Source organism: Mesorhizobium maamorense (genome assembly GCF_044998965.1).
GTDB lineage: Bacteria > Pseudomonadota > Alphaproteobacteria > Rhizobiales > Rhizobiaceae > Mesorhizobium.
In genome coordinates this window covers 4,051,527-4,071,111 of record NZ_CP173356.1, presented here as the reverse complement: position 1 = coordinate 4,071,111, position 19,585 = coordinate 4,051,527, and the positions used below count along the sequence as shown (strand labels likewise).

Sequence of the window (19,585 nt, the reverse complement as noted above, 5' to 3'; positions counted from 1 at the left end):
CCGCCAAAGCCCAAGCATCCTGTTGGCGCTTGCCTCATGGCCCCCGGCTCTGTGGCTAGGGCCATGTGGGAAACGTCACCAGTTGCGGTGGCTCAGTGCGCGGGGCGGCCCGTTAGAGGGTGCATACGATCCAACATGGCGTAGACTTCCCGGAGGGCCGCTTCGTAGCTATCGGCGGAGGGAAATAGGAGGCCGGGCCGCCAGAGCTTGACCGATGCCTCAATGGCGTCATCGCGGGCTGTCCCCCGCACGGATCGCACATTAGGCCGGCCATGCTGCCGCACTGCCGCGCTCTCGGATGTCAGCCGGATGTTGCCGGGGGTATGGTCGTGATGGTCATTGCCGGGCACCTGTTTGGCAAGCTGGTGTGGGCCAGCGTTTGCAATCAGGCGATCTACCCGGAAGTCTTGGCCATCAATCCGAATGATCGGGTAATAGTAGGCTCCGTTCTTATTGCCCTCGACTAGCAATTCGCCGCCCCCGGCCACATGGGCTTCAAGTAGCCAGACGGTTGCGGGGGAGAACGAATACTCCGTGAGCGGGTCGTCGCCTTTGGGGTGGCTGGGTGGCTTTGGAAGGCTCAAATAGATTTTCGTCTCGTCGCTTTCTACGTATGCGTCCACAACGCCAATTTCCCAGCGCTCTTCGCCGGCCTCGACGCAAAGCCCTCTAATGAGCCGGTCGGGTTTTCCCTGTTCCCCATGCCGGGCACGCTCTAGCCACTCGCGGATTTCGCGTTGAACAGCTTCGGGCGGGGGAGTGCTTTTGGTTGCAGTGATTTTTGCCATGTCGCTCGCCTTGTCGGTTGGCAGCCACCTTGCGGCAGCTACGTGTTTCGACTACAAGCGAAGGCCGTGGAAGGCCGAAATAGCTAAGATTTTCAACGCTAACCCGGCGATGCGGGAGGCTTCAATCCTCTCTCGCAGCACCAGTCTGTCGGACATTTCAGCGCCATGCATCCCGTTCTTGTGTCTTTCCGGCACGGGCGGGCAACACAAGGCGCATCCCGGCACCTGAATTTGAGGATTTCGCGCAAGGTTGGTTCCCGTCGTGCTTTCATGGCGGGAGCAAATCGGCCTGCTTGCTTTCCTCCGCGACGAGCGCCGGCCCATAGCGGGCGACCGCTTGGCGCCCTTCCGCCCCCCACCCGCCCGATCGGACGGTTGAAAACATCGGCATTGGCGACCCGGGCGAGTCCGCTCCGGTCAGTGCCTTGAAGCATGATCTGGCGCGGCCGTCGTCCCGATCAGAGTCGCAGGGCGAAGCGCCGTCCGCGCAGACGGCGCTGGTTGCGGCTTCATCGGGACGCAAATGCCGATATCGGGATTTGCGCTGGCCGCCCGATCATGATTCAAGTCGGCGATTCCGAGGGCTTTCCCGCTGGAGCGCAGCATGACCTTGATCACACGCCGTCGACTTCTGAAATCGGCAGCGTTTGCCGGTGCGGGCGGGCTCGCCGCGATGGGGAGGCTTGGCGGCTGGGCCGCCGCCACGCCCGAGCCGGTGGTCCTGCGGACGGCCAAAATCCAGGCCAGGCTGATGGAGATCGGCCCGACCGGGGACGTGCTGACCTATGGCAGCGCCGGAATGCCGCCGGTGCTGAGGATGAAAAAGGGCGAGCCCTTCGCCGCCCGGCTCGTCAACGCCATCGACGACCCGACGACGATCCATTGGCACGGCGTTCGGGTCCCCAACAGGATGGACGGCGTTCCGTTCTTGGTCCAGCCCTATGTCTATAGCGGCGATCATTTCGACTACGCCTTCACGCCGCCCGATGCCGGCACCTTCTGGTATCACCCGCATTGCAACACGCTGGAGCAGATGGGCCACGGCCTGACCGGCGTCATCGTGGTCGAAAATCCCGGTGATCCGAAATTCGATGCCGAAATCGTCCTCAATCTGCGCGACTGGCGCCTCGGCGACGACGGCCAGTTCATCGACCAGTTCCGACCGCGCGATGCCGCGAGAACCGGCACCTATGGCACGGTGCGCACGGCCAACTGGCTCGACCAGCCGCACTATGACGCGCCGGCCGGCGGGCTGGTGCGGCTGCGCGTCGCCATCACCGACGTGACGCGTATCCATGCCTTTCGCGTCGACGGCGCGGAGGCGACGGTGATCGCGCTGGATGGCAATCCGGTGCCGCAGCGTTTTTCGCCCGATGCCTTGCTGCTTGGCCCGGGACAGCGCATGGAACTCGCCATCCGCATGCCTGACGCGGAGGGCGCGGTCGTGAGCCTGCGGGACGTCAGGGGCACCAAGCCCAAGGTGCTGGCTACCTTGCGTGCGGCTGGCCAGTCGCTGAAGCGCGACATTCGTGATGTCGCACCGCTGGAGGCCAATCCGGTGGCGGAGGTCGATCTCTCCGCTGCCCAGCATATTTCGCTGGCGCTCAGCGCCACGGCCGAGAACATTCCGAGCGACGGCATATGCGGTTCGCTCGGCTACAGTTTCTGGGCCATCAACAAGGTGCCGTGGCCTGGCGATACGCCGGATCCGACCGCGCCGCTGGCCGAATTGAAGCTTGGCAGGAGCTATGTCATCGACATGGAGAACCTGACGCCGCAATCGCATCCGATGCATTTGCACGGCATGAGCTTCAAAGTGCTGTCATCCTCGACTCGGCCCGTGCAGCCGCTGATTTCAGACACCTATCTCATCCAGCCCAACGAGAAGGTGAGCCTCGGCTTCGTCGCCGACAACCCCGGCGACTGGCTGCTGCACTGCCACATCATCGAGCATCAGAAATCGGGCATGACGAGCTACGTCAGGGTGACCTGAAACCGAGCGCGCCGCGGCCTACTTGCGCAGTTGCGCCTCGATCTCGTCGAGCACCTTGTCCTTGCCGATGCCGGTGAGGAAGGCGAGGCCCTTGATGACCGGCTTGGTCACCGAAGCCGAGATCGGCGTCGTGGCGACGATGAAGTCGACGCTGTCGGCCAGCCCCGGCACTTCGGTCGCCTTCGCCTGCTGGGCGTTGAAGGTCAGGCCGCGCTGCTTCATCGCCTCGGTGACGGCGACGTTGACCGCGGTTGAGGTGGCTATGCCCGTGCCGCAGGCAAAGAGAATTGTTTTCTGTCTGGACATCTCTTTCTTCTCCTTGTTCAGCCGAGCACGGCCCGAACGTCGTCTAGCGTCGTGGCCGACCTCAGGCCGTCCAATGCATCTGGATTCTGGATGGTGGCCATGACGGCCTGCAGCGCTTCAATCTGCTTGTCCTTGTCATTGATGGCAAGCAGGAAGACGAAGCCGACCGGCAGCTTCTCGTCGGGGTCTTCCATGTTGGCGAAGACGACGGGGTGCTTCAATGTGCCCAAAGCGATCCCGGGCTTCAGGACATGTTCGGGATCGGTGTGCGGCACCGCGACATTGTCGGGGCGCTCCAGCGGCAGTCCTGTCGGGATGGTCAACTCGCGACGCACGACCGCGTCGGCATAGGAGTTTTTGACATAGCCGAGCGTCTCGAGCCGGCCGGCCAGGATGCGGATGATCTGCTCATTGGTCGAGGCATCGGATCCGAGCACGATCGCTTCGGGGTCCAGAAGCTGCATGAGTCCGTCAGACATGTTTTTGCTCCGTCGATAAAATCATGCGCCCGGGGAGGGCGCACGATCATTTCAAACGTCAGGCGCGACGAGGCTCAGGCCGTGCCTTCGGCCGGCTCGTCCTCGGCGCCCGCTGCCCGTTCCCAGCCGAGCGTGTTGCGGCGATAGAGGACGAACAGTGCCGCGATGACCACGGCGATCGCGACGATGCCGGCAAGGTCAAGTCCCTGAATCGCCTCGATGATCACATAGGTCACCCACAGGAAGCCGTCGACGACGGAGGTGATCTGCAGCGCGTCCGCCGGCAGCTTGAAGCCCGAGGCGACGGCGGCACTTGTGAACAGCGGCGCCAGCGCGTTGGCGACGTAGAAGCCGATCGCCAGCGTCACCGTGCCGATCACCACCATGCGGAACACATTGCCTTTGACCAATGGCGCGGTCATGGCGACGATGAAGGGAATGACCGCCAGGTCGGCGAACAGGATGACGCGGTTGCCCGGCAGGATCACCGACAGGATGATCGCGATCGGCACAAGGATCAGCGATGACGAGATCGCGGCGGGATGACCGATCAGGATGGCGGAGTCCAGGCCGACCAGAAGCTCGCGGTCGCCGGTGCGCTTGCGCACGAATTCCTGCGCCGCGTCGGAGACCGGGATCAGGCCCTCCATCAGGATCTTCACCATGCGCGGCAAAAGCAGCATGACGGCTGCCAGGGTCATGCCGGTGCCAAGCACCTTGGCGAGCACCGTGCCGAGATCGCCCGCATTGTAGAAGGCGATGGCGCCGAGCACGAGACCGATGATCAAGCCGAGCACGACAGGTTCGCCGAACACGCCGAACCGGCGCTCGATGGTCTCGGTGTTGATATTGATGCGGTTGATGCCGGGAATACGGTCCATGATCCAGTTCAGGATGATGGCGATCGGCAGGATCTGCGCGGAGGCCAAGTGCGGCACCGAAATGCCGGGCACGCCATAGAACTGCTGCACCGCGCGCGCCGACCAGTCGGCGAACAGCAGCGACAGCGCCGCGACCAACGCCGCGATGGCGATGCCGTAGGCCAGATTGTCGGTCGCCGCCACGACCAGCGAGCCGACAAAGGCGAAGTGCCAGAAGTTCCAGACGTCGACATTGAGCGTGCGCGTCATGCGCGTCAGCAACAGCACGATGTTGACCAGGATGCCGACGGGGATGACCCACAGGCCGACCGACGAGCCGAAGGCGATGGCGGCCGCCGACGGCCAGCCGACATCGATGATGTCGCGATGAATGCCGGTGTTGGTGACGATGGCTTTGGCGACGTCGCCGATCGACGTGAACATCAGGCCAAGCACGAGATTGATGCCGATGAAGGCGACGCCGATGGTGACCGCGGCGCGAAAAGCCTTGCTGACCTTTGCGCCCAGAACGACGGCTATGATGAAAATGACGATCGGCAGCAGCACTGTTGCGCCGAGCGTGTCGATGGCCCCTTTGAGGCCCGCAAGAATAGTATCCATTTGTCCTCCCCTGGAGCACCGAGCCCGACCCCCGGGTTCGAAATGATGCTCCGTTGACCTCCAACGCCTTTGCCGCCAACCTCGGCGCAAAGGCACTCCCCGTTCTGCCCGCGAGGCGGAATGCGTCCCGCTCGGTGATGCGGGATGAACATTTGCCTTCGCTGGCGAACGAATGTTTTATTGAGGCAGTTCAAGGCAATGTCAATTGGCAAGTCTTTGAACCCAAGGCATCCGGGCTGACGGAGCCTTCGCCCGTGCGCTCTTGACGGAGCATTGAACGGAAAAACCCGCCTGTGCGGCGGGCCCTTGGCGCAACTCAGCACCATAGGCAAATATGTAGCATAGTTGCCCTCACCCAGTCAAGAAAAAATTCCTATCATGAGAAGCCGCCGGCACAGCGGACTGGCAGTCGTCAGGTCTTTGTCGCCGAGTTCGGAGCCCCGCTTCGGTCCAGTCGGGACCGGGCCGAGCGCCTCTGTACCGCGCGATTTCATGGGAAATTGACTGTCGAGGCCAGTTTCGTTGGCAAGGAGGAGCTATTCCCTGCTAATCCGACGCGAACCAGGAAGCTGTGGACATCCCCGCATGACCAATGTCGCCTTGACCGGGCTCGCCCGCGATCTCGCCAGCCGTGCCGCCGAGGGCCGCCCGGTACGCATCGGCGTCATCGGTTCGGGCGAAATGGGCACCGACCTGGTTACGCAAGGCATGCTGATGCCCGGCATTTCGGTCTGCGCGGTCTCGACAAGACGTCCGCACACGGCGCGCGAAGCGATCCGCATCGCCTATGGTGACGAAGCGATGGCCGTCGAAGCCGATACCAGTTCGAAAGTCACCGCGGCGATCGAGTCGGGAAAGATCGCCATCACCTCCAACGAGATGCTGGTCACCAATCCGCTGATCGACGTCGTCATCGACGCCACCGGCAAGCCCGGCGTCGCCGCCGACTTCGACCTGATGGCGATGGAGCATGGCAAGCATCTGGTGATGATGAATGTCGAGGCCGACGTCACTATCGGCTGCTATCTCAAGCAGCAGGCAGATCGCCTCGGCGTCGTCTATTCGGTCGGCGCCGGAGACGAGCCCTCGAGCTGCATGGAGCTGATCGAGTTCGCCTCCGCACTGGGCTTGACCATCGTCTCGGCCGGCAAGGGCAAGAACAACCCGCTTAACCACGATGCCGTGCCCGACGACTATCGCGAGGAAGCGATCCGCCGCAACATGAACCCGCGCATGCTGGTCGAGTTCGTCGACGGTTCGAAAACCATGGTCGAGATGTGCGCCATCGCCAACGCCACCGGGCTGGTGCCCGACGTGCCCGGCATGCACGGCCCGAAGGCCGACCGCGACGACCTCGTCAAGGTGCTGATCCCGCGCGAGCATGGCGGGCTGCTCACGAAAAAGGGCGTTGTCGACTACACGGTCGGCAAGGGTGTCGCACCCGGTGTCTTCGTCATCGTCGAGGCGACCCACCCGCGCATCGTCGAGCGCATGGACGACCTGCATATCGGCCACGGTCCCTACTACAGCCTGTTCCGGCCCTACCATTTGACCTCGCTGGAAGTGCCGCTGACGGCCGCCCGCATCGTGCTCTTCGGCAAGCCCGACATGGTGCCACTGCCAAGGCCCGTCGCCGAGGTATGCGCCGTCGCCAAGCGGGATCTGCTCGCCGGCGAAACCTTCGATGCGATCGGCGAGACCTGCTATCGCTCCTGGACGATGACCGTCGAAGACGCTCGCGCCCGGCGTGCCGTGCCGGTCGGCCTGCTCGAGGGCGGCAAGGTGCTGAAACCGGTCAGGAAAGGCGAGCTGTTGACGGCCGACAACGCCGCACCCGACCGGACGACGAGACTGTTCGCTCTGCGCCGGCTGCAGGATGAGATGCTGTGGGGCACCTGAAACGACCAGTTTATCGACGTCGGCGCAGTGCGCGACGCTCACAGCCTTGTTGCGGCGCATCGGCGCCGCGAAAGGCTGAAGCGACCAGACGGCCTTATTTCCCCAGTTCGATCGACCGCAGCCGCGCCGCTTCCACCGCTTGCGTGAGGAGATTGGTCAACCGGTCCTCGCCCATCAGCACTGTCAGCGCGGCCGCCGTCGTGCCGTTGGGGCTGGTGACCTGCTGGCGTAGCAGGCCCGGCTCCTCGCCGCTTTCGGCGGCGAGCGAGGCAGCGCCATAGACGGTCTGCATGGCGAGCAGCCTGGCGGTCGCCGCCGGCAGGCCCGCCTTCTCGGCGGCGACGGTCAACGCTTCGATGAAATGGAAGATATAGGCCGGGCCAGATCCCGAGACGGCGGTCACGGCATCCATGAGGCCCTCGTCGTCGATTGTGGCCACTTCGCCGCTGGCCGCCAAGAGGTCGGCGACGAAACGCTTGGTGTCGTCGGAAACCAGCGGATTGGAAAACACCACCATCATGCCCTTGCCGACGGAAGCAGGCGTGTTGGGCATGCAGCGCACGACAGGCGCGCGGTCGCCCAGGATTTCCTCGAAGGTGGCGACCGGCGTGCCCGCGGCAATGCTGACGAAAGTGGTGCGCCCCTCGCCGAAACGTTTGTAGGCGGCGGTGACGTCGCGGATCACCTGGGGCTTCACGGCGATGACGATGAGATCAGGCACGGCACTGGCCGGAATATCGGTGGGGTCGGCAGCCGTTCCGCATCCCAGTGCGGCCGCGCGCTGGCGCAGGTCGGCATTGGGCTCGACCACGAAAACGGCCGACGGTGCAAGCTTGCCGGATTTCAGCCAGCCCGAGAGCATGGCGTAACCCATATTGCCGCAGCCGGCGAGAACAAGCCTGATCGTCATCGAAAGCCCTCCGAGGAAAGGCTTCACATAAACGCTCGCGGATCAACGGGGAAGCCCTGTCAGGTGGAGTGGCCCAATCGCGCGCCACGACCGGCGTTGCGCAGCGCGACCGGACGCAGCGAAACTTGTCTGAGCCCAAGCACACCGAGCACGAAGAACAGCCACACCGGATCGCCGCGGTGGAAGAAGAAGCTTTCTAGGAAGGCGTTGAGCGCGGCGAACAGCACCACCATCATGAAGAAGTCGCCGAGATAGATGTTTTCCTTGCGCAAGGGAATGCGCATGTAGTCGCGCAAAGGGGCGATCAGGAAAGTGTAGACCGCCACGCAAAGCGCCGGAATGCCCATCAGCACCGCGATGTCGAGATAACCGTCATGGCCGTGCACGATGGTCCTGATATCCCACGGCCGGTCGAAGGGCTGATCCTGGTTGAGCAGCAGCGGCGTTCCCCAGAAACTCTCATAACCGTAGCCGGTCCACGGTTTCTTCGCCAGCATCTCGCCGGCGAACTCCCAGAGCGTGGTGCGCCCGGTATAGGTCAGGCCGGGAAAATAGATCGCCGCCAGCTGTTTCACCGGCGGCAGGAAAACGATGCCCAGCGTGCCGACCGCGGTGGCGACGATCGCCAGCGCGAACAGGATCGGCGTGCCGAACCGCATGCCGACGATGCTTGGAAACATGACGATCAGGATCGAGAACGGCACCAGGCCGGCCGTGGTCTTGGATCCGGTGTGCAGCATGAACACCATCGCCGCGAAGAAAATTCCGGCGCCCCAGAACCGCTGCCCGCGCCGGAAGAGATAGAGGCCGGCGAAACTGAAGCAGGCCATCACCGGGCCGGCGATGTTCTTGTGGGTGAAGACGCCGCGCCACAGGCCGGCATGTTCGGGTTCCTGCGAATCGGCCGTGTGCATTGCCTCGTGCGGAAAGGCGATGAGGCCGAGATAGGACAGGCCCATGACCGCCACGGCGGTGAAGATGATGACCTTCGAGAAGGCGTCCGCATCGCGCGGCAGCACGAGGATGGTCGCCATGGTCAGGATGCCGATCATGGTGAAGGACGCGGCGCGCATCGCCGAGGGCGGGTCTGTCGCCAGTACCACCGACAGGAAGAAGAAGCCCAGCATCAGCACCCAGGACGGGCTGAGCAGCGAGCGCACGATGCGCGGGTCGGCAAACGCCATCAGCGAGAAGATGGAAACGGCGCCGAGCGAGCCGAAGCCGAGCTGGTTGACGATGTCGCCGCCTTCGCCGGTCAGTTCGGCGCCCGCGGGCTGGAACGGGCGGAAGGACACCAGGATGACGGTGAACAGCAACGCCGCGATCGCGGTTGCCACGCCGTCTCGCGTGAACGCTGCGCTGAGCGGCGCGCGCTCAGTTCTTTTCAGGCTGGCGGTATTGCTCATTGGCATATCCGAATTCGGCCAGCACGCGGCCCAGCGCCACATGGACAGGGTAGATCGCGGCCGCGGGCGATCTTGTCCGTGCCAGCCTGGCGGCGCCGCGAAATGGCGAGGCGGCAAGCAGGGCCAGGCTCCTCAGCAACACCTTGATGCCAGCCAGCGGGGTGCCGGCGCGTTTCTTCTTTTCGACCAGCGTCGAGATCACGCCGTTGCGCAGGCTGCGGGCGCGGATCCAGTCGGCCTCGACCCGACGGGCCGGGACGGTCTCGGTCACCCTGGCCTCGGCGCACCAGCCAAGCACAAAGCCGCGCTGCGCCGCCCGGCTCAGGAAGTCGGAATCGCCGCCGCCCATGAAATTGAATCTCAGGTCGAGGAACGGCGGCCCCATGGCGGTAAGCACGTTGCGCCCGACCAGGAGATTGCCGGACGAATAGAGCGCCGGCACGAGGCCCGTCTTGCGGTAGGGCGGCGCGAAGACCGGATGCTCGGCCCAGCGCGCATGGGCGGGATCGGCAAAGTCGGGCACTTGCGGGCCGCCGACAATATCGGCGCCCAGGCTTTCGGCCGCCGCGCACATCCGTTCCAGCCAGTGCGGATCGGCTATCTCGTCGTCGTCGATGACCAGCAGGTGCCTGAAATTCGGAAAATGCAGGATCGCCGCCTGCCAGCCGGCATTGTAGGCGCTGCAATTGCCGCGCTGATGCGCGATGATCACCATGCCCGGCATCTCGCCGCGCTCGAACAGCGGCAGCGACGCCTGGGCGCCGGCACGCGCCTCGGCCTCGTTCTCCATCACGATGACGGCAAAGCGCCTGCCGGTCTGCTGTGCCCGCAGCGACGCCAGCGTTTGCAGGACCTGGTCCGGCCGCTTGAAGGTCGGCAAGGTGACGACGGCTTCGACGGCCTGCGTGTCAAGCCGGGGGGATCGTCCCGCGATCGATACCGAACCGTCCGATGGCAAAGGGATCATCCGTGTCAGCCGCATGGTGGGTCGAGTTCTGTTAGCACCATGACGATAACGTTTCGTTAATCACCTTTCACGGAGTGGCTCTTCAAGCCGAGGTTTTGGGTCGTCGATGCGCGCGCGTTTAATCAAGGGTTCACCGCGCTTTGCTACCGGCTGCACCACAGGATAGGTGAGATGCATCTGCTGTTCGCCACATCGATCGTGCCCGATGGCGCTCTCGCATCGGGCTACGAGATCGCCAATGCTGCAATCATCGCTGCCTTGCGGCGCGCCGGCGCGCGCGTCACCGTCATCGGCTTCATCTGGCCGGGGAAAGCCGCCGCCGATCCTGAAAGCACCATCGTTCTGGGTGCCGTCGACGTGCGCACCGAAAATGCTTCAGCGCTGCAAAAGCTTGCCTGGGTCGGCAAGGCGATGCTTTCGGGCCTCACCTTCGCGTCGGCCAAGGTGCGTGCGGTCTCCGATGCCGAAGTCCTCGCCGCCATCGAGCGCGCCGGCCCCTTCGACGGCTATGTGCTTAATTCCGTGCAGTTCGCCGGCGCCTTCAAAAAGCTCTTCGACGAGCGGCCTTCGATCTTCGTCGCCCACAATGTCGAGCATCTTTCGGCGCGGGAAAATGCCGCTGCCGCCCCGGGCATCTTCCAGCGCCTGTTGTTCCGCCGCGAGGCAAGGCTGCTCGAGAGCGTGGAAGAGCGTCTGTGCCGCCGCGCGCGTTTCGTCTTCACGCTGGCCGAGGAAGACCGTTCGGCACTTGGCGTGGCCTCCGACGACCGCTCGGCGGTGCTGCCGCTGGTGACGGGCGCCACGCCACCGGCGCACAACGGTCGGCGCAAGATCGAGTGCGACGCGGCGCTGATCGGCACCTGGACTTGGCAGCCGAACCGCATCGGGCTCGGCTGGTTCCTCGACAAGGTGGTACCGCATCTGCGCCCGGACTTCCGCATCAGGATCGCCGGCAGCATGCCGTCTGACATCGCCTCGACGCATCCCGGCATCGCTTTCGTCGGACGCGTGCCGGACGCCCAGGCTTTCATACGCGGCGGCGCCGTCATCCCGCTCATCAGCACCGCCGGCAGCGGCGTGCAGCTGAAGACGATCGAAACGTTCGAGCTCGGCCTGCCCGCCGTTGCCACCAGCCACGCGCTGCGCGGCATCGACCATCGCCCGGTCAATTGCGCCGTCACCGACGATCCGGTCGCCTTTGCCAAGGCGCTGGAGGCCGCGGCGGCCGACATAAGCGACGTTGACGGCAGCGCGTTCCACCGCCGGCAGCTCAAGGCGCTCGACGCCGCCATCCGGCTTGGCCTGGAGAAGCTCGGTCCGGTCATGCAGGAGGCGTTTGCATGAACATGCACGCCGCCCGCGCCGCATTCGGGCCCGACACATTGAAGACGATCTTCGGCATCTCCGTGCTCGCCATTCGCTGGGACGATGCGATCGCCCTGCTGACGCGGCTGATCGCGGAACGACGCTTCACCAAGGTCAGCTTCCTCAACGCCCATAACGCCAATCTCGCCTACACCGATCCGGTGTTCGCCCAGGCGCTCGACGATTTTCTCATCCTGCCGGACGGCATCGGCGTCGATCTCGCAGCGCAGCTTCTCTATGGAGCGCCGTTCCCGGACAATCTCAACGGCACCGACTTCGTACCGGCCTTTCTGCGGTCGGTGACCCGGCCGCTGACCGTGGGGCTGCTCGGCGCGACGCGCGTCAATGCCGAGGCCGCGTCGAAGAAGCTCTCGGCGATTGCCGTCCAGCACAGATTCGTGGTCATCCATGACGGCTACTTCTCCGCTGCGCAGGAGCCGGAAATCATCGAACGCATCGCGGCGCTGCGGCCTGATATGCTGCTGGTCGCCATGGGCGTGCCGCGCCAGGAATTGTGGATCGAACGGCACATCGACGAGCGCCACTGCACGCTGCCGGTCGCGGTCGGCGCGCTGCTGGATTTTCTCAGCGGCGCCGTGCCGCGCGCGCCCTTGTGGATACGGCGCCTCAGGCTGGAGTGGCTGTTTCGGCTGGCGGTCGAGCCGGGACGGCTCTGGCGCCGCTATGTGGTCGGCAACCCCTTGTTCCTGTGGCGGGTCCTCAAACAGAAATTGTTGAACCGGCCCCAAGCCGCCGGAGACGTCCGTTGAACGAGAGGTTCGTTCCAGGCGCGATCGCCGAACCCGGACTGCTTCGGGCAACGCCGACGGCAGCCATGGTGACGGCAAGCTATGCGCCGGATTTCGAGCGTTGCCGCTTGCTCTGCGAAACCCTCGACCGCCACGTCACGGGCGTCGCGCATCACTACATTCTGGTCGAAGGCCGCGACGTCAAATTGTTTCGACGGTTGGAGAGCGCCAACCGTTCCGTCGTCGACGAACGTGAGTTGCTGCCGCGCTGGCTGCATGTCTTCGACGATCCGCTTAGCCTGTTCCGGCGGCGCGTCTGGCTCAGCCTGAAGACGCAGCCGCTGCGCGGCTGGCACGTGCAGCAGCTGCGCCGCATCGCCGTTGCGGCGCACGCATGCCAGGACGTCCTGGTCTTCTGCGATTCCGACGTCGCCTTCCTGAAGCCTTTCGATTGCGGCGCGTTCTGGCGCGACGGCAAGGCGCGGCTGTTCCGCCGTGACGGCGTGCTTGCGCAGGACGGTCATGACGAGCATCGCATATGGTCGCGCAATGCCGGCTCCGCGCTCGGCATCGATCCGTCGAGGAATTCGGTTCACGATTACATTTCGACGCTGATCGCCTGGCGCCGCGACACCGTGCTGGCCATGTGCAGTCGGATCGAGGAGGTGCATGGCCGAAACTGGGTCGAGGTCGTCGGCTCGGCGCGCAAATTCTCCGAATGCATGATCTATGGCCGCTATGTCGACGATCTGCTGGACGGCGCTGGCCACTTCCATGGCTCGGAAGAATTCTGCCGCGTCCACTGGACCGGTGAGGCGCTGTCGGATGATGAATTCCGTCGCTTCGTTGCCGCCATGGCGCCCGAACAGGTGGCGATCGGCATGCAGTCCTTCATCGGCACCGATACCGGCCGCATCCGCCGGCTGATCGGGCTCGACCGATCCTGATCCTGAAAAGCGAACCGGTTCTCGGAAAGACTGCCCGGATGAAGGATCAGATCGCCTTCGCCGGCTTGCGCAGCGCCGAATAGGTCAGCAGCATCGACGCGAGATAGAGCAGCAGGAAGACGACGTTGAGCGACAGCACCAGCTTCGATGTGTCGGCAATGGTTGTCAGCACATAGGTCAGCAGCAGCGCCTTGAGAGCGGCGAGCAGGCCGAGATTGAGCGCCCGCACCAGCGTCTGGCCGCGCGCGAACAGAAGCTCCGCCTGGTATTCGACCAGATTGCGCAGTCCCGGAACGCCGATCGCAAGCGCCACAAGGGGAGCGGCCTCCGAGACGTTCTTGCCGAGCGCCCCGGGGAAGAAATGCAGCACCACGGCAAGCACCAGCAGCGCCAGCGTCGAGACCGCGAACACGCCGCCTTCGATGCCGCTCTTGACCGCCAGCCGTGACAAGAGCTCCGGGGCACGCATCATGCGCTGCACCAGCATCATGGAGAAGGTGCGGATCGGGATCGCCGTCAGGTCGACCAGCCGCATGATGATGGCATAGATGCCGGCCAGGTGCGGCCCGCCGATCGCCAGCACCAGAAGCTTGTCGAACTCCATCTGCAGGTAGAACAACACCTCGGCGCCGGCGACGTAGATCGAATCGGCGAGCCGCCTGAGATAGAGCTCGCCGCGCAGCCGCAGCCGTTGGCGCGGATAGAAGAGGCCGAACGCGACCAGCAGCGAGGCCGCGTTCGCGCCGATATAGAACCAGGACCACACCCAGATGCTGTGTTGCGCCCAGAACATGAACAGCACCGCGCCGGCCGCCCGCAACGCCGTCGCCAGGATCGCCAGCACGGCGGCACGGCCGAATTTGCCGAGACCGTTGTTGACGATCAGCGCCACCTCCACCGGCCGCCACAGAAGCGCCTCGGCAAAGACGATTGCCGCGAACACCGGCAGCGGCACGGTGCTGGCAAAGAAGATCAGGTAGACGATGTAGGAGGCCGCGGCGAGCAGCGGCAACGAGACGATGCCCAGCAGCAGGAAGCCTGCGGTGAAGGTGCCAATCAGGTTGGGGCGGATGGTGGCGGTGCGGTAGAGTGCCGAGATGAAGCCGAAGGCCAGAAGCCGCGACAGCATCACTCCGGCGGCCGAGGCGGTGGCGAACATGCCGAACTCGGCGATGGAAAGCGTATTGGCCAAGGCGATGAAGTAGGCGAGTGAAAACACCAGCCGCCCGCCGGCGCCGCTGATCGCTGAAAAATAGTCGCGAACCATCCCCCGTCTTTCGGCCACGAAGGTGCCGATCCGGGCGAGGGGCCGCCTCTGCGGTATGTCGCTGGCCTCAGTCATAGGTCAGGGAAAGGCATAGGCGGCAAAGTTTAACGTGCCCTTCTGAAATCTTCCTGCATCTGCTGAAATTCCAAGCAGCCGGCATCAAGCAATGCTTTCGGCCGCCTAAAATTAACCTTTTGTTTCCTATGCTTGTTTAGCGTGGCTTAACAAATGGCCGACTGCCGCTGTCTGGCGGCTGAAAGTAAGCTCCGCGACAATGGGCGACAGGGAAAATCGTGAGGACTGGAGGCGCGAGCGATCCTTGCTGGCGCTTGGCCAAGCCGTGCGCGGTGAGGACGAGGCATCGCTGGTCTCGCTAGGGGATCGGGCAAATCCGTCATGGCGCGAGGATGCCGCCACACGTCATCGCCTGGCGCGTTCGCAGCGCGAGGCGAAGATGAATCCGGCGCCTTCCGCATCCGCCGCAACGCAACGCTTGCAGCCGGGCGACGAGCCGGCTCCGGCGTCCGCCGGCATTTCGCATTCGCACCATGGGGCCGGTATCGGCGGTTCGGACCCGGCGATGCCGTATGAAGAGACGGTTCCTGAGATCGCCTCGAGCGTTGATTCCCCGCGCAGCACATCCGAACCGCTGAGCGCGAGCGAAGCGGGAGCATCTCCTGGCGAGGATGCCGACAGCCAGCAATGGAAGCCCCTGATCGATCCGATGCAGGTGGTTCGCGGCGTCGCCAGGTCCAAAGCGCTGATCATCACCACGACGGTACTGGGCGCGGCGCTCGGCGTTGCGATTGCCCTGTCGACGCCGAAGAAATACGAGTCCACCACCGAACTGATCGTCGACCCGCGCGACCTGAAGCTTACGGATCGCGATCTCACCCAGGCGGTGGTCATGCCCGACGCGGCGCTCGTCAACGTCGAGAACCAGATCAAGTTGCTGACCTCCGGCACCGTGTTGAACAAGGTTGTCCAGGAGCTCAACCTTGTCGATGACCCCGAGTTCAACGGCCAAGGCAATGGCGGCCTGGGTGTCATGTCGCTGATCCGCTCGATCCTGTTGCGCCAGGACGGACCGGGCGGTGTCGACCAATCCCGCCGCCTTTCCCTTGCCATCGTCAATCTGGCAGAGAGCGTTTCGGTTGAGCGCGGCGGCAAGACCTCCGTGATCACCATCGGCGTCACCACGCAGGATGCCCAGAAATCGGCGCTCATCGCCGAAACGATGACGAAGGTCTTCCTGCAGACTTCGGGTGAAATCCAGTCCGACACTGCCGGCCGGGCCAACAACGAACTGACGGCGAAACTCGACGAGATGCGCAAGGGCGTCGAGGCGGCCGAGCGCAAGGTCGAGGATTTCAGGGCCACCCATGATCTTGTCGACGCGCAGGGCCACCTGATCAGCGACGACCAGATGCTCAAGCTCAACGAGCAGCTTTCCGTCGCCCGCGCCCGCACGCTGGAGCTGAACGCCCGCGCGGCCTCGGCACGTCAGGTCAACGTGAATTCGGTGCTCAGCGGCACCTTGCCGGAAGAGATCAACTCCAACTCCATGAGCGATCTGCGCTCGCAATACGCAACGCTTAAACAGGAGGCTGATCGGGCAGCGGTCCGGCTCGGACCGCGCCATCCCGAGCGCCAGGCGCTCGAGGCCCAGCTCACCGGCGCGCGCGAACGCATCGTCGCCGAACTCAGCCGCATCGCGTCGTCGCTGCAGGTTGACCTGAAACGCTCGGTCCAGCTCGAACAGGACCTTGCTTCCCGCCTGGCGCAGATGAAGGTGCGCAGCGGCGACGTCAACAGCGACCTTGTCTCGATGCGCGAACTGGAACGCGAGGCCTCGGCCAAGCGCTCGGTCTATGAGCAATATCTCCTGCGCGCCAAGGAGACCGGCGAGCAGAAGAATATCAACACCGCCAATATGAGCGTCATCTCGCCCGCCTCCATTCCGCTGGAGCCGAACGGGCCGTCGCGCGCCGTGGTGGCGCTTGCCGGCCTGCTGCTGGGCTTTGCCTCCGGCGTCGGTCTCGGCGCCATGCGCGGCGCCTATGAAAGCCTGCGTGAGACCGCCGGGTCACGATCCCGCCGTGACCGCAAGATAGAGGAGCGCCGGGCGCCGCTCGATGACCAGGCATTCCGGGCGCCGCCTCCGCCGGCGCCGCCGATACCGCAAGCATCGCCGCCGCAATCACCGCCGCCGCCACCAGCATCAGTGCCGCCGCTTGCCGCGCAGCCCGGAGCCGCTGCCACCGAGGGTCCAAGCCGGATCGGCTTGCTGATGTCGAGGCTGCGCAAAGCCGTGTCCCGCAAGCCCGGCACCGAGGCGCAGGACGATGCGTTTCCCGGTGCATCTGCATCGGCCGCTGTCGCCGAAGAGGGCCGGCCGGCGAGCACTCCGGCATTTCCCGACTATCCGGCTCCGGATTCCGCCTTTGGACATCGCCCGCCAGCTCCAGACTATCCGCGGCCATCTTTTCAGCCAGACGCGGACGCCGGCTATACGCGGCCCATGGGACCGCCATTGCGGTCGCCCCTGGTGCCGCAGCAGGCGATGTATCCGGCCTCGTCCCATCCCTATGCGCAGCCCTTGGTCTATCCGCACATGCAGCCTTGGCAGACGCGGTCGGCGGCAGGCCATCCCCAGGCCACGGCGCCCTATGGCGCGCCCATGCCCTACCCGGCCGCACCCGCTCCGGCTCAGCCGTCGGCCTATCCCGCCGCGCCGCTGGAGCAGCCCGCCGCCGCCGAGAAGGGCGCCGAGCAGGCGTCGATCGAGGAAATTCGCGCCAGCCTGCGCGAATTTCGCGAGGCTGTTCGCGAGCTTACCGAGAGCCGCGCGGGCCGCCGCTATTTCTGAGCCACAAGATAGTCTCCTGTGTCGAACAAAAGCGCGCCGGTTTCGCGTAAACGGCATCGGACGGCGCTTTGACGGGATTGCGTGTTCGAATTTTCGTCAAAATGCCGCGCGGTGTCTTGCCGGAGACGCAGCCCGGCTGGCCGGGCCATGCAGGCTTCGGCACGCGCTTGAGAAAAGGATCCAAAGCGCCGCATTTTCAGACGCGGCCGGTTTGGCGGAACGTATCGAGGGGTGATTCATATGGCCGAAGTGATTGACGGCAAAAGCGTTGCCGAAGACGTGGTGCGGACGGTGAAGACCCTGACCGCCGAGCTTGTCGCCAAGGGCAAGATCCAGCCCGGCCTCGCCGTGGTTATCGTCGGCGAGGATCCGGCGAGCCAGGTCTACGTCGCCTCCAAATCCCGCACCGCCAAGGAATGCGGCTTTCATTCGGTCCAGCACACGCTGCCGGCGGACACCTCCCAGGAGGCGCTGCTCAAGATCATCGCCGACCTCAACGCCGACCCCGCCATCAACGGCATCCTGGTACAGCTTCCGCTTCCCGCCCACATCGACGCCGGTAAGGTCATCCAGGCGATCGCGCCGCAGAAGGATGTCGACGGCTTCCATTTCATCAATGTCGGCAAGCTCGGCACCGGCGAACTCGACACCGCTTTCGTTCCCTGCACGCCCGCCGGCTCGATGCTCCTGATCGAGCGCGTGCGCGGCAAGGATCTGTCGGGCCTCAATGCCGTCGTCGTCGGCCGTTCCAACATCGTCGGCAAGCCGATGGCCAATCTCCTGCTCGCCGCCAATTGCACCGTCACCATCGCGCACAGCCGCACGAAGGATCTGCCGGGGCTGGCCCGCACCGCCGACATTCTCGTCGCCGCCGTTGGCCGGCCGGAGATGATCAGGGGCGATTGGGTGAAGCCCGGCGCAACCGTCATCGACGTCGGCATCAACCGCATCCCGGCCCCGGAGAAGGGGGAGGGCAAATCCCGCCTCGTCGGCGACGTCGCCTATACCGAAGCGGCCAAGGCCGCCGGCGCCATCACGCCCGTGCCCGGCGGCGTCGGGCCGATGACCATTGCCATGCTGATGGCCAATACGTTAGCCTCCGCCTACCTCGCGGCCGGGTTGAAACGGCCCTCCTTCTGACCACCAGAAAGCAGCAGCTTTGCCGAACCCAACTATTCCCTTGGAACGGCCGGTCATGAATGATCCCGTTCAAGGCGGCCGGCAATTCGCATTCCTGCTGGTCGACAAGTTCTCCATGTTCTCGCTGGCGGCCGCGATCGACACGTTCCGTTCGGCGAACCGGCTGCTCGGCCGCGATTTCTACGGCTGGACGACGGTATCGGCCGATGGCGATCCGGTGATGGCGTCCAACGGCTTGCCGCTCAAGATCGATTATGCGGTTGCCGACCTGCCGCCGGTCGACATCCTCTTCGTCTCGGTCGGGCTGACCACGGAATTTCCCGGCAAGAGCAAGGTTCTGGCGGCGCTACGCAGCTGGGGCCGGCGCGGCAATGCGCTCGGCGCGCTGTCGGTCGGATCCTATTTGCTGGCCGAGGCCGGCCAGCTCGACGGCTATCGCTGCACCATCCATTGGGAGAACCGCGCCGGCTTCGTCGAGCGCTTTCCCGACATCAACTGCACCGGCAATGTCTTCGAGATCGACCGCAAGCGCTACACCTGCGCCGGCGGCACCACCTCGATCGACCTGATGCTGGAGATCGTGCGCGGCGACTTCGGCTCGAACCTCGCCAATGGCGTCGCCAATCAGTTCCAGCACGAGCGCATCCGCTCGGCCGGCGACCGCCAGCGCGTCGGGCCGGAGCGCGACCTCACCGGCAAGTCGGAGAAGCTCAGGCGCATCGTCGAGCTGATGGCCGACCATCTCGACGAGCCGCTCTCGGCGGTGCAGCTCGCCAAATCGGCTGGCCTTTCGGTGCGTCAGGTGGAGCGTTTGTTCCTGCGCCACCTCAACGTCACGCCCGGCCGCTACTACATGCGGCTGCGGTTGGAGCGGGCGCGCGAATTGTTGCGCCAGACCAACATGCCGATCCTCGACGTGGCGATCGCCACCGGCTTCACCTCGCATTCCTATTTTGCCCAGAGCTACCGGCTGCAGTTTGGCCGCCCGCCTTCCGAAGAGCGCCGCACCACCTACTAAG

Annotated in this window: 16 protein-coding genes; 8 read left to right on the top strand and 8 right to left on the bottom strand. The window is 64.6% G+C overall.

Annotated elements, in window-relative coordinates:
* Positions 1-92 precede the first annotated feature (92 nt).
* Positions 93-788: a hypothetical protein gene (locus tag ACIU1A_RS20325; RefSeq protein ID WP_404925110.1), complete on the bottom strand. Its 696-nt coding sequence runs from the start codon at positions 786-788 to the stop codon at positions 93-95.
* Positions 789-1,392: 604 nt separating this feature from the next.
* Here ACIU1A_RS20325 and ACIU1A_RS20320 point away from each other — a divergent pair.
* The gene (locus ACIU1A_RS20320; protein ID WP_404925109.1) at positions 1,393-2,781 is read left to right on the top strand and encodes a multicopper oxidase family protein; all 1,389 of its coding nucleotides are present in this window, start codon (positions 1,393-1,395) and stop codon (positions 2,779-2,781) included.
* 18 nt (positions 2,782-2,799) lie between these two features.
* Here ACIU1A_RS20320 and ACIU1A_RS20315 read toward each other — a convergent pair whose 3' ends face one another.
* The 3 genes from ACIU1A_RS20315 to ACIU1A_RS20305 form a co-directional block, all read right to left on the bottom strand.
* On the bottom strand, positions 2,800-3,087 hold the full coding sequence (locus ACIU1A_RS20315; protein WP_140513359.1) for a PTS sugar transporter subunit IIB: 288 nt from the start codon (positions 3,085-3,087) through the stop codon (positions 2,800-2,802).
* A gap of 17 nt (positions 3,088-3,104) precedes the next feature.
* Positions 3,105-3,566 carry a PTS sugar transporter subunit IIA gene (locus ACIU1A_RS20310; protein ID WP_140525565.1) on the bottom strand — a complete coding sequence of 154 codons (462 nt, stop codon included), beginning with the start codon at positions 3,564-3,566 and terminating at the stop codon, positions 3,105-3,107.
* Between the two features lie 74 nt (positions 3,567-3,640).
* Complete coding sequence (locus tag ACIU1A_RS20305) at positions 3,641-5,047, bottom strand: PTS galactitol transporter subunit IIC (protein WP_404925108.1); 1,407 nt, start codon at positions 5,045-5,047, stop codon at positions 3,641-3,643.
* 585 nt (positions 5,048-5,632) lie between these two features.
* Here ACIU1A_RS20305 and ACIU1A_RS20300 point away from each other — a divergent pair.
* Entirely contained in the window at positions 5,633-6,946 is a 1,314-nt protein-coding gene (locus ACIU1A_RS20300; protein ID WP_404925107.1) for an NAD(P)H-dependent oxidoreductase, read from the top strand.
* Positions 6,947-7,040: 94 nt separating this feature from the next.
* On the opposite strand, the gene proC is transcribed toward ACIU1A_RS20300, so the two are convergent.
* The 3 genes from proC to ACIU1A_RS20285 are packed head-to-tail and all read right to left on the bottom strand — an operon-like array spanning position 7,041 to position 10,229.
* On the bottom strand, positions 7,041-7,856 hold the full coding sequence (proC, locus tag ACIU1A_RS20295; RefSeq protein ID WP_404925106.1) for a pyrroline-5-carboxylate reductase: 816 nt from the start codon (positions 7,854-7,856) through the stop codon (positions 7,041-7,043).
* 59 nt (positions 7,857-7,915) lie between these two features.
* Positions 7,916-9,262, bottom strand: a complete 1,347-nt coding sequence (locus ACIU1A_RS20290) for an O-antigen ligase family protein (RefSeq protein ID WP_404925105.1) — start codon at positions 9,260-9,262, stop codon at positions 7,916-7,918.
* A complete protein-coding gene (locus ACIU1A_RS20285) occupies positions 9,231-10,229 on the bottom strand; it encodes a glycosyltransferase family 2 protein (protein ID WP_404925104.1) in 999 nt (332 codons plus the stop codon). The genes ACIU1A_RS20290 and ACIU1A_RS20285 overlap by 32 nt, the downstream gene beginning before the upstream one ends.
* 171 nt (positions 10,230-10,400) lie before the next feature.
* Between ACIU1A_RS20285 and ACIU1A_RS20280 the strand changes: the two genes are divergently transcribed.
* Genes ACIU1A_RS20280 through ACIU1A_RS20270 form a run of 3 tightly spaced genes read left to right on the top strand, consistent with a single transcriptional unit; the run spans position 10,401 to position 13,290 of the window.
* Positions 10,401-11,573: a glycosyltransferase family 4 protein gene (locus ACIU1A_RS20280; protein ID WP_404925103.1), complete on the top strand. Its 1,173-nt coding sequence runs from the start codon at positions 10,401-10,403 to the stop codon at positions 11,571-11,573.
* Positions 11,570-12,364 carry a WecB/TagA/CpsF family glycosyltransferase gene (locus tag ACIU1A_RS20275; protein WP_404925102.1) on the top strand — a complete coding sequence of 265 codons (795 nt, stop codon included), beginning with the start codon at positions 11,570-11,572 and terminating at the stop codon, positions 12,362-12,364. Before ACIU1A_RS20280 ends, ACIU1A_RS20275 begins: the two co-directional genes overlap by 4 nt.
* A complete protein-coding gene (locus ACIU1A_RS20270; protein ID WP_140558574.1) occupies positions 12,361-13,290 on the top strand; it encodes a DUF6492 family protein in 930 nt (309 codons plus the stop codon). Before ACIU1A_RS20275 ends, ACIU1A_RS20270 begins: the two co-directional genes overlap by 4 nt.
* Positions 13,291-13,336: 46 nt before the next feature.
* On the opposite strand, the gene ACIU1A_RS20265 is transcribed toward ACIU1A_RS20270, so the two are convergent.
* Positions 13,337-14,632, bottom strand: coding sequence for a lipopolysaccharide biosynthesis protein (locus tag ACIU1A_RS20265; protein WP_404925101.1), 1,296 nt, complete (start codon positions 14,630-14,632; stop codon positions 13,337-13,339).
* Positions 14,633-14,831: 199 nt separating this feature from the next.
* Here ACIU1A_RS20265 and ACIU1A_RS20260 point away from each other — a divergent pair, with 199 nt between their 5' ends.
* The 3 genes from ACIU1A_RS20260 to ACIU1A_RS20250 all read left to right on the top strand — a co-directional run bounded on the left by ACIU1A_RS20260 (position 14,832) and on the right by ACIU1A_RS20250 (position 19,584).
* Complete coding sequence (locus ACIU1A_RS20260; protein WP_404925100.1) at positions 14,832-17,426, top strand: GumC family protein; 2,595 nt, start codon at positions 14,832-14,834, stop codon at positions 17,424-17,426.
* 240 nt (positions 17,427-17,666) lie between these two features.
* Positions 17,667-18,566, top strand: coding sequence for a bifunctional methylenetetrahydrofolate dehydrogenase/methenyltetrahydrofolate cyclohydrolase FolD (folD, locus tag ACIU1A_RS20255; RefSeq protein WP_404925099.1), 900 nt, complete (start codon positions 17,667-17,669; stop codon positions 18,564-18,566).
* A gap of 55 nt (positions 18,567-18,621) precedes the next feature.
* Complete coding sequence (locus tag ACIU1A_RS20250) at positions 18,622-19,584, top strand: GlxA family transcriptional regulator (protein ID WP_140501084.1); 963 nt, start codon at positions 18,622-18,624, stop codon at positions 19,582-19,584.
* The last annotated feature ends 1 nt before the right edge of the window (position 19,585 follow it).

Bases quoted from the DNA above. Each gene is read 5' to 3' on its own strand.
- ACIU1A_RS20275 (WP_404925102.1), top strand. From the start codon at position 11,570: ATGAACATGCACGCCGCCCGCGCCGCATTCGGGCCCGACACATTGAAG.
- ACIU1A_RS20285 (WP_404925104.1), bottom strand. From the start codon at position 10,229: ATGATCCCTTTGCCATCGGACGGTTCGGTATCGATCGCGGGACGATCC.
- ACIU1A_RS20320 (WP_404925109.1), top strand. From the start codon at position 1,393: ATGACCTTGATCACACGCCGTCGACTTCTGAAATCGGCAGCGTTTGCC.
- ACIU1A_RS20265 (WP_404925101.1), bottom strand. From the start codon at position 14,632: ATGACTGAGGCCAGCGACATACCGCAGAGGCGGCCCCTCGCCCGGATC.
- ACIU1A_RS20300 (WP_404925107.1), top strand. From the start codon at position 5,633: ATGACCAATGTCGCCTTGACCGGGCTCGCCCGCGATCTCGCCAGCCGT.
- ACIU1A_RS20250 (WP_140501084.1), top strand. From the start codon at position 18,622: ATGAATGATCCCGTTCAAGGCGGCCGGCAATTCGCATTCCTGCTGGTC.
- ACIU1A_RS20260 (WP_404925100.1), top strand. From the start codon at position 14,832: ATGGGCGACAGGGAAAATCGTGAGGACTGGAGGCGCGAGCGATCCTTG.
- ACIU1A_RS20325 (WP_404925110.1), bottom strand. From the start codon at position 788: ATGGCAAAAATCACTGCAACCAAAAGCACTCCCCCGCCCGAAGCTGTT.
- ACIU1A_RS20310 (WP_140525565.1), bottom strand. From the start codon at position 3,566: ATGTCTGACGGACTCATGCAGCTTCTGGACCCCGAAGCGATCGTGCTC.
- proC (WP_404925106.1), bottom strand. From the start codon at position 7,856: ATGACGATCAGGCTTGTTCTCGCCGGCTGCGGCAATATGGGTTACGCC.
- ACIU1A_RS20315 (WP_140513359.1), bottom strand. From the start codon at position 3,087: ATGTCCAGACAGAAAACAATTCTCTTTGCCTGCGGCACGGGCATAGCC.
- ACIU1A_RS20305 (WP_404925108.1), bottom strand. From the start codon at position 5,047: ATGGATACTATTCTTGCGGGCCTCAAAGGGGCCATCGACACGCTCGGC.
- ACIU1A_RS20290 (WP_404925105.1), bottom strand. From the start codon at position 9,262: ATGAGCAATACCGCCAGCCTGAAAAGAACTGAGCGCGCGCCGCTCAGC.
- ACIU1A_RS20280 (WP_404925103.1), top strand. From the start codon at position 10,401: ATGCATCTGCTGTTCGCCACATCGATCGTGCCCGATGGCGCTCTCGCA.
- folD (WP_404925099.1), top strand. From the start codon at position 17,667: ATGGCCGAAGTGATTGACGGCAAAAGCGTTGCCGAAGACGTGGTGCGG.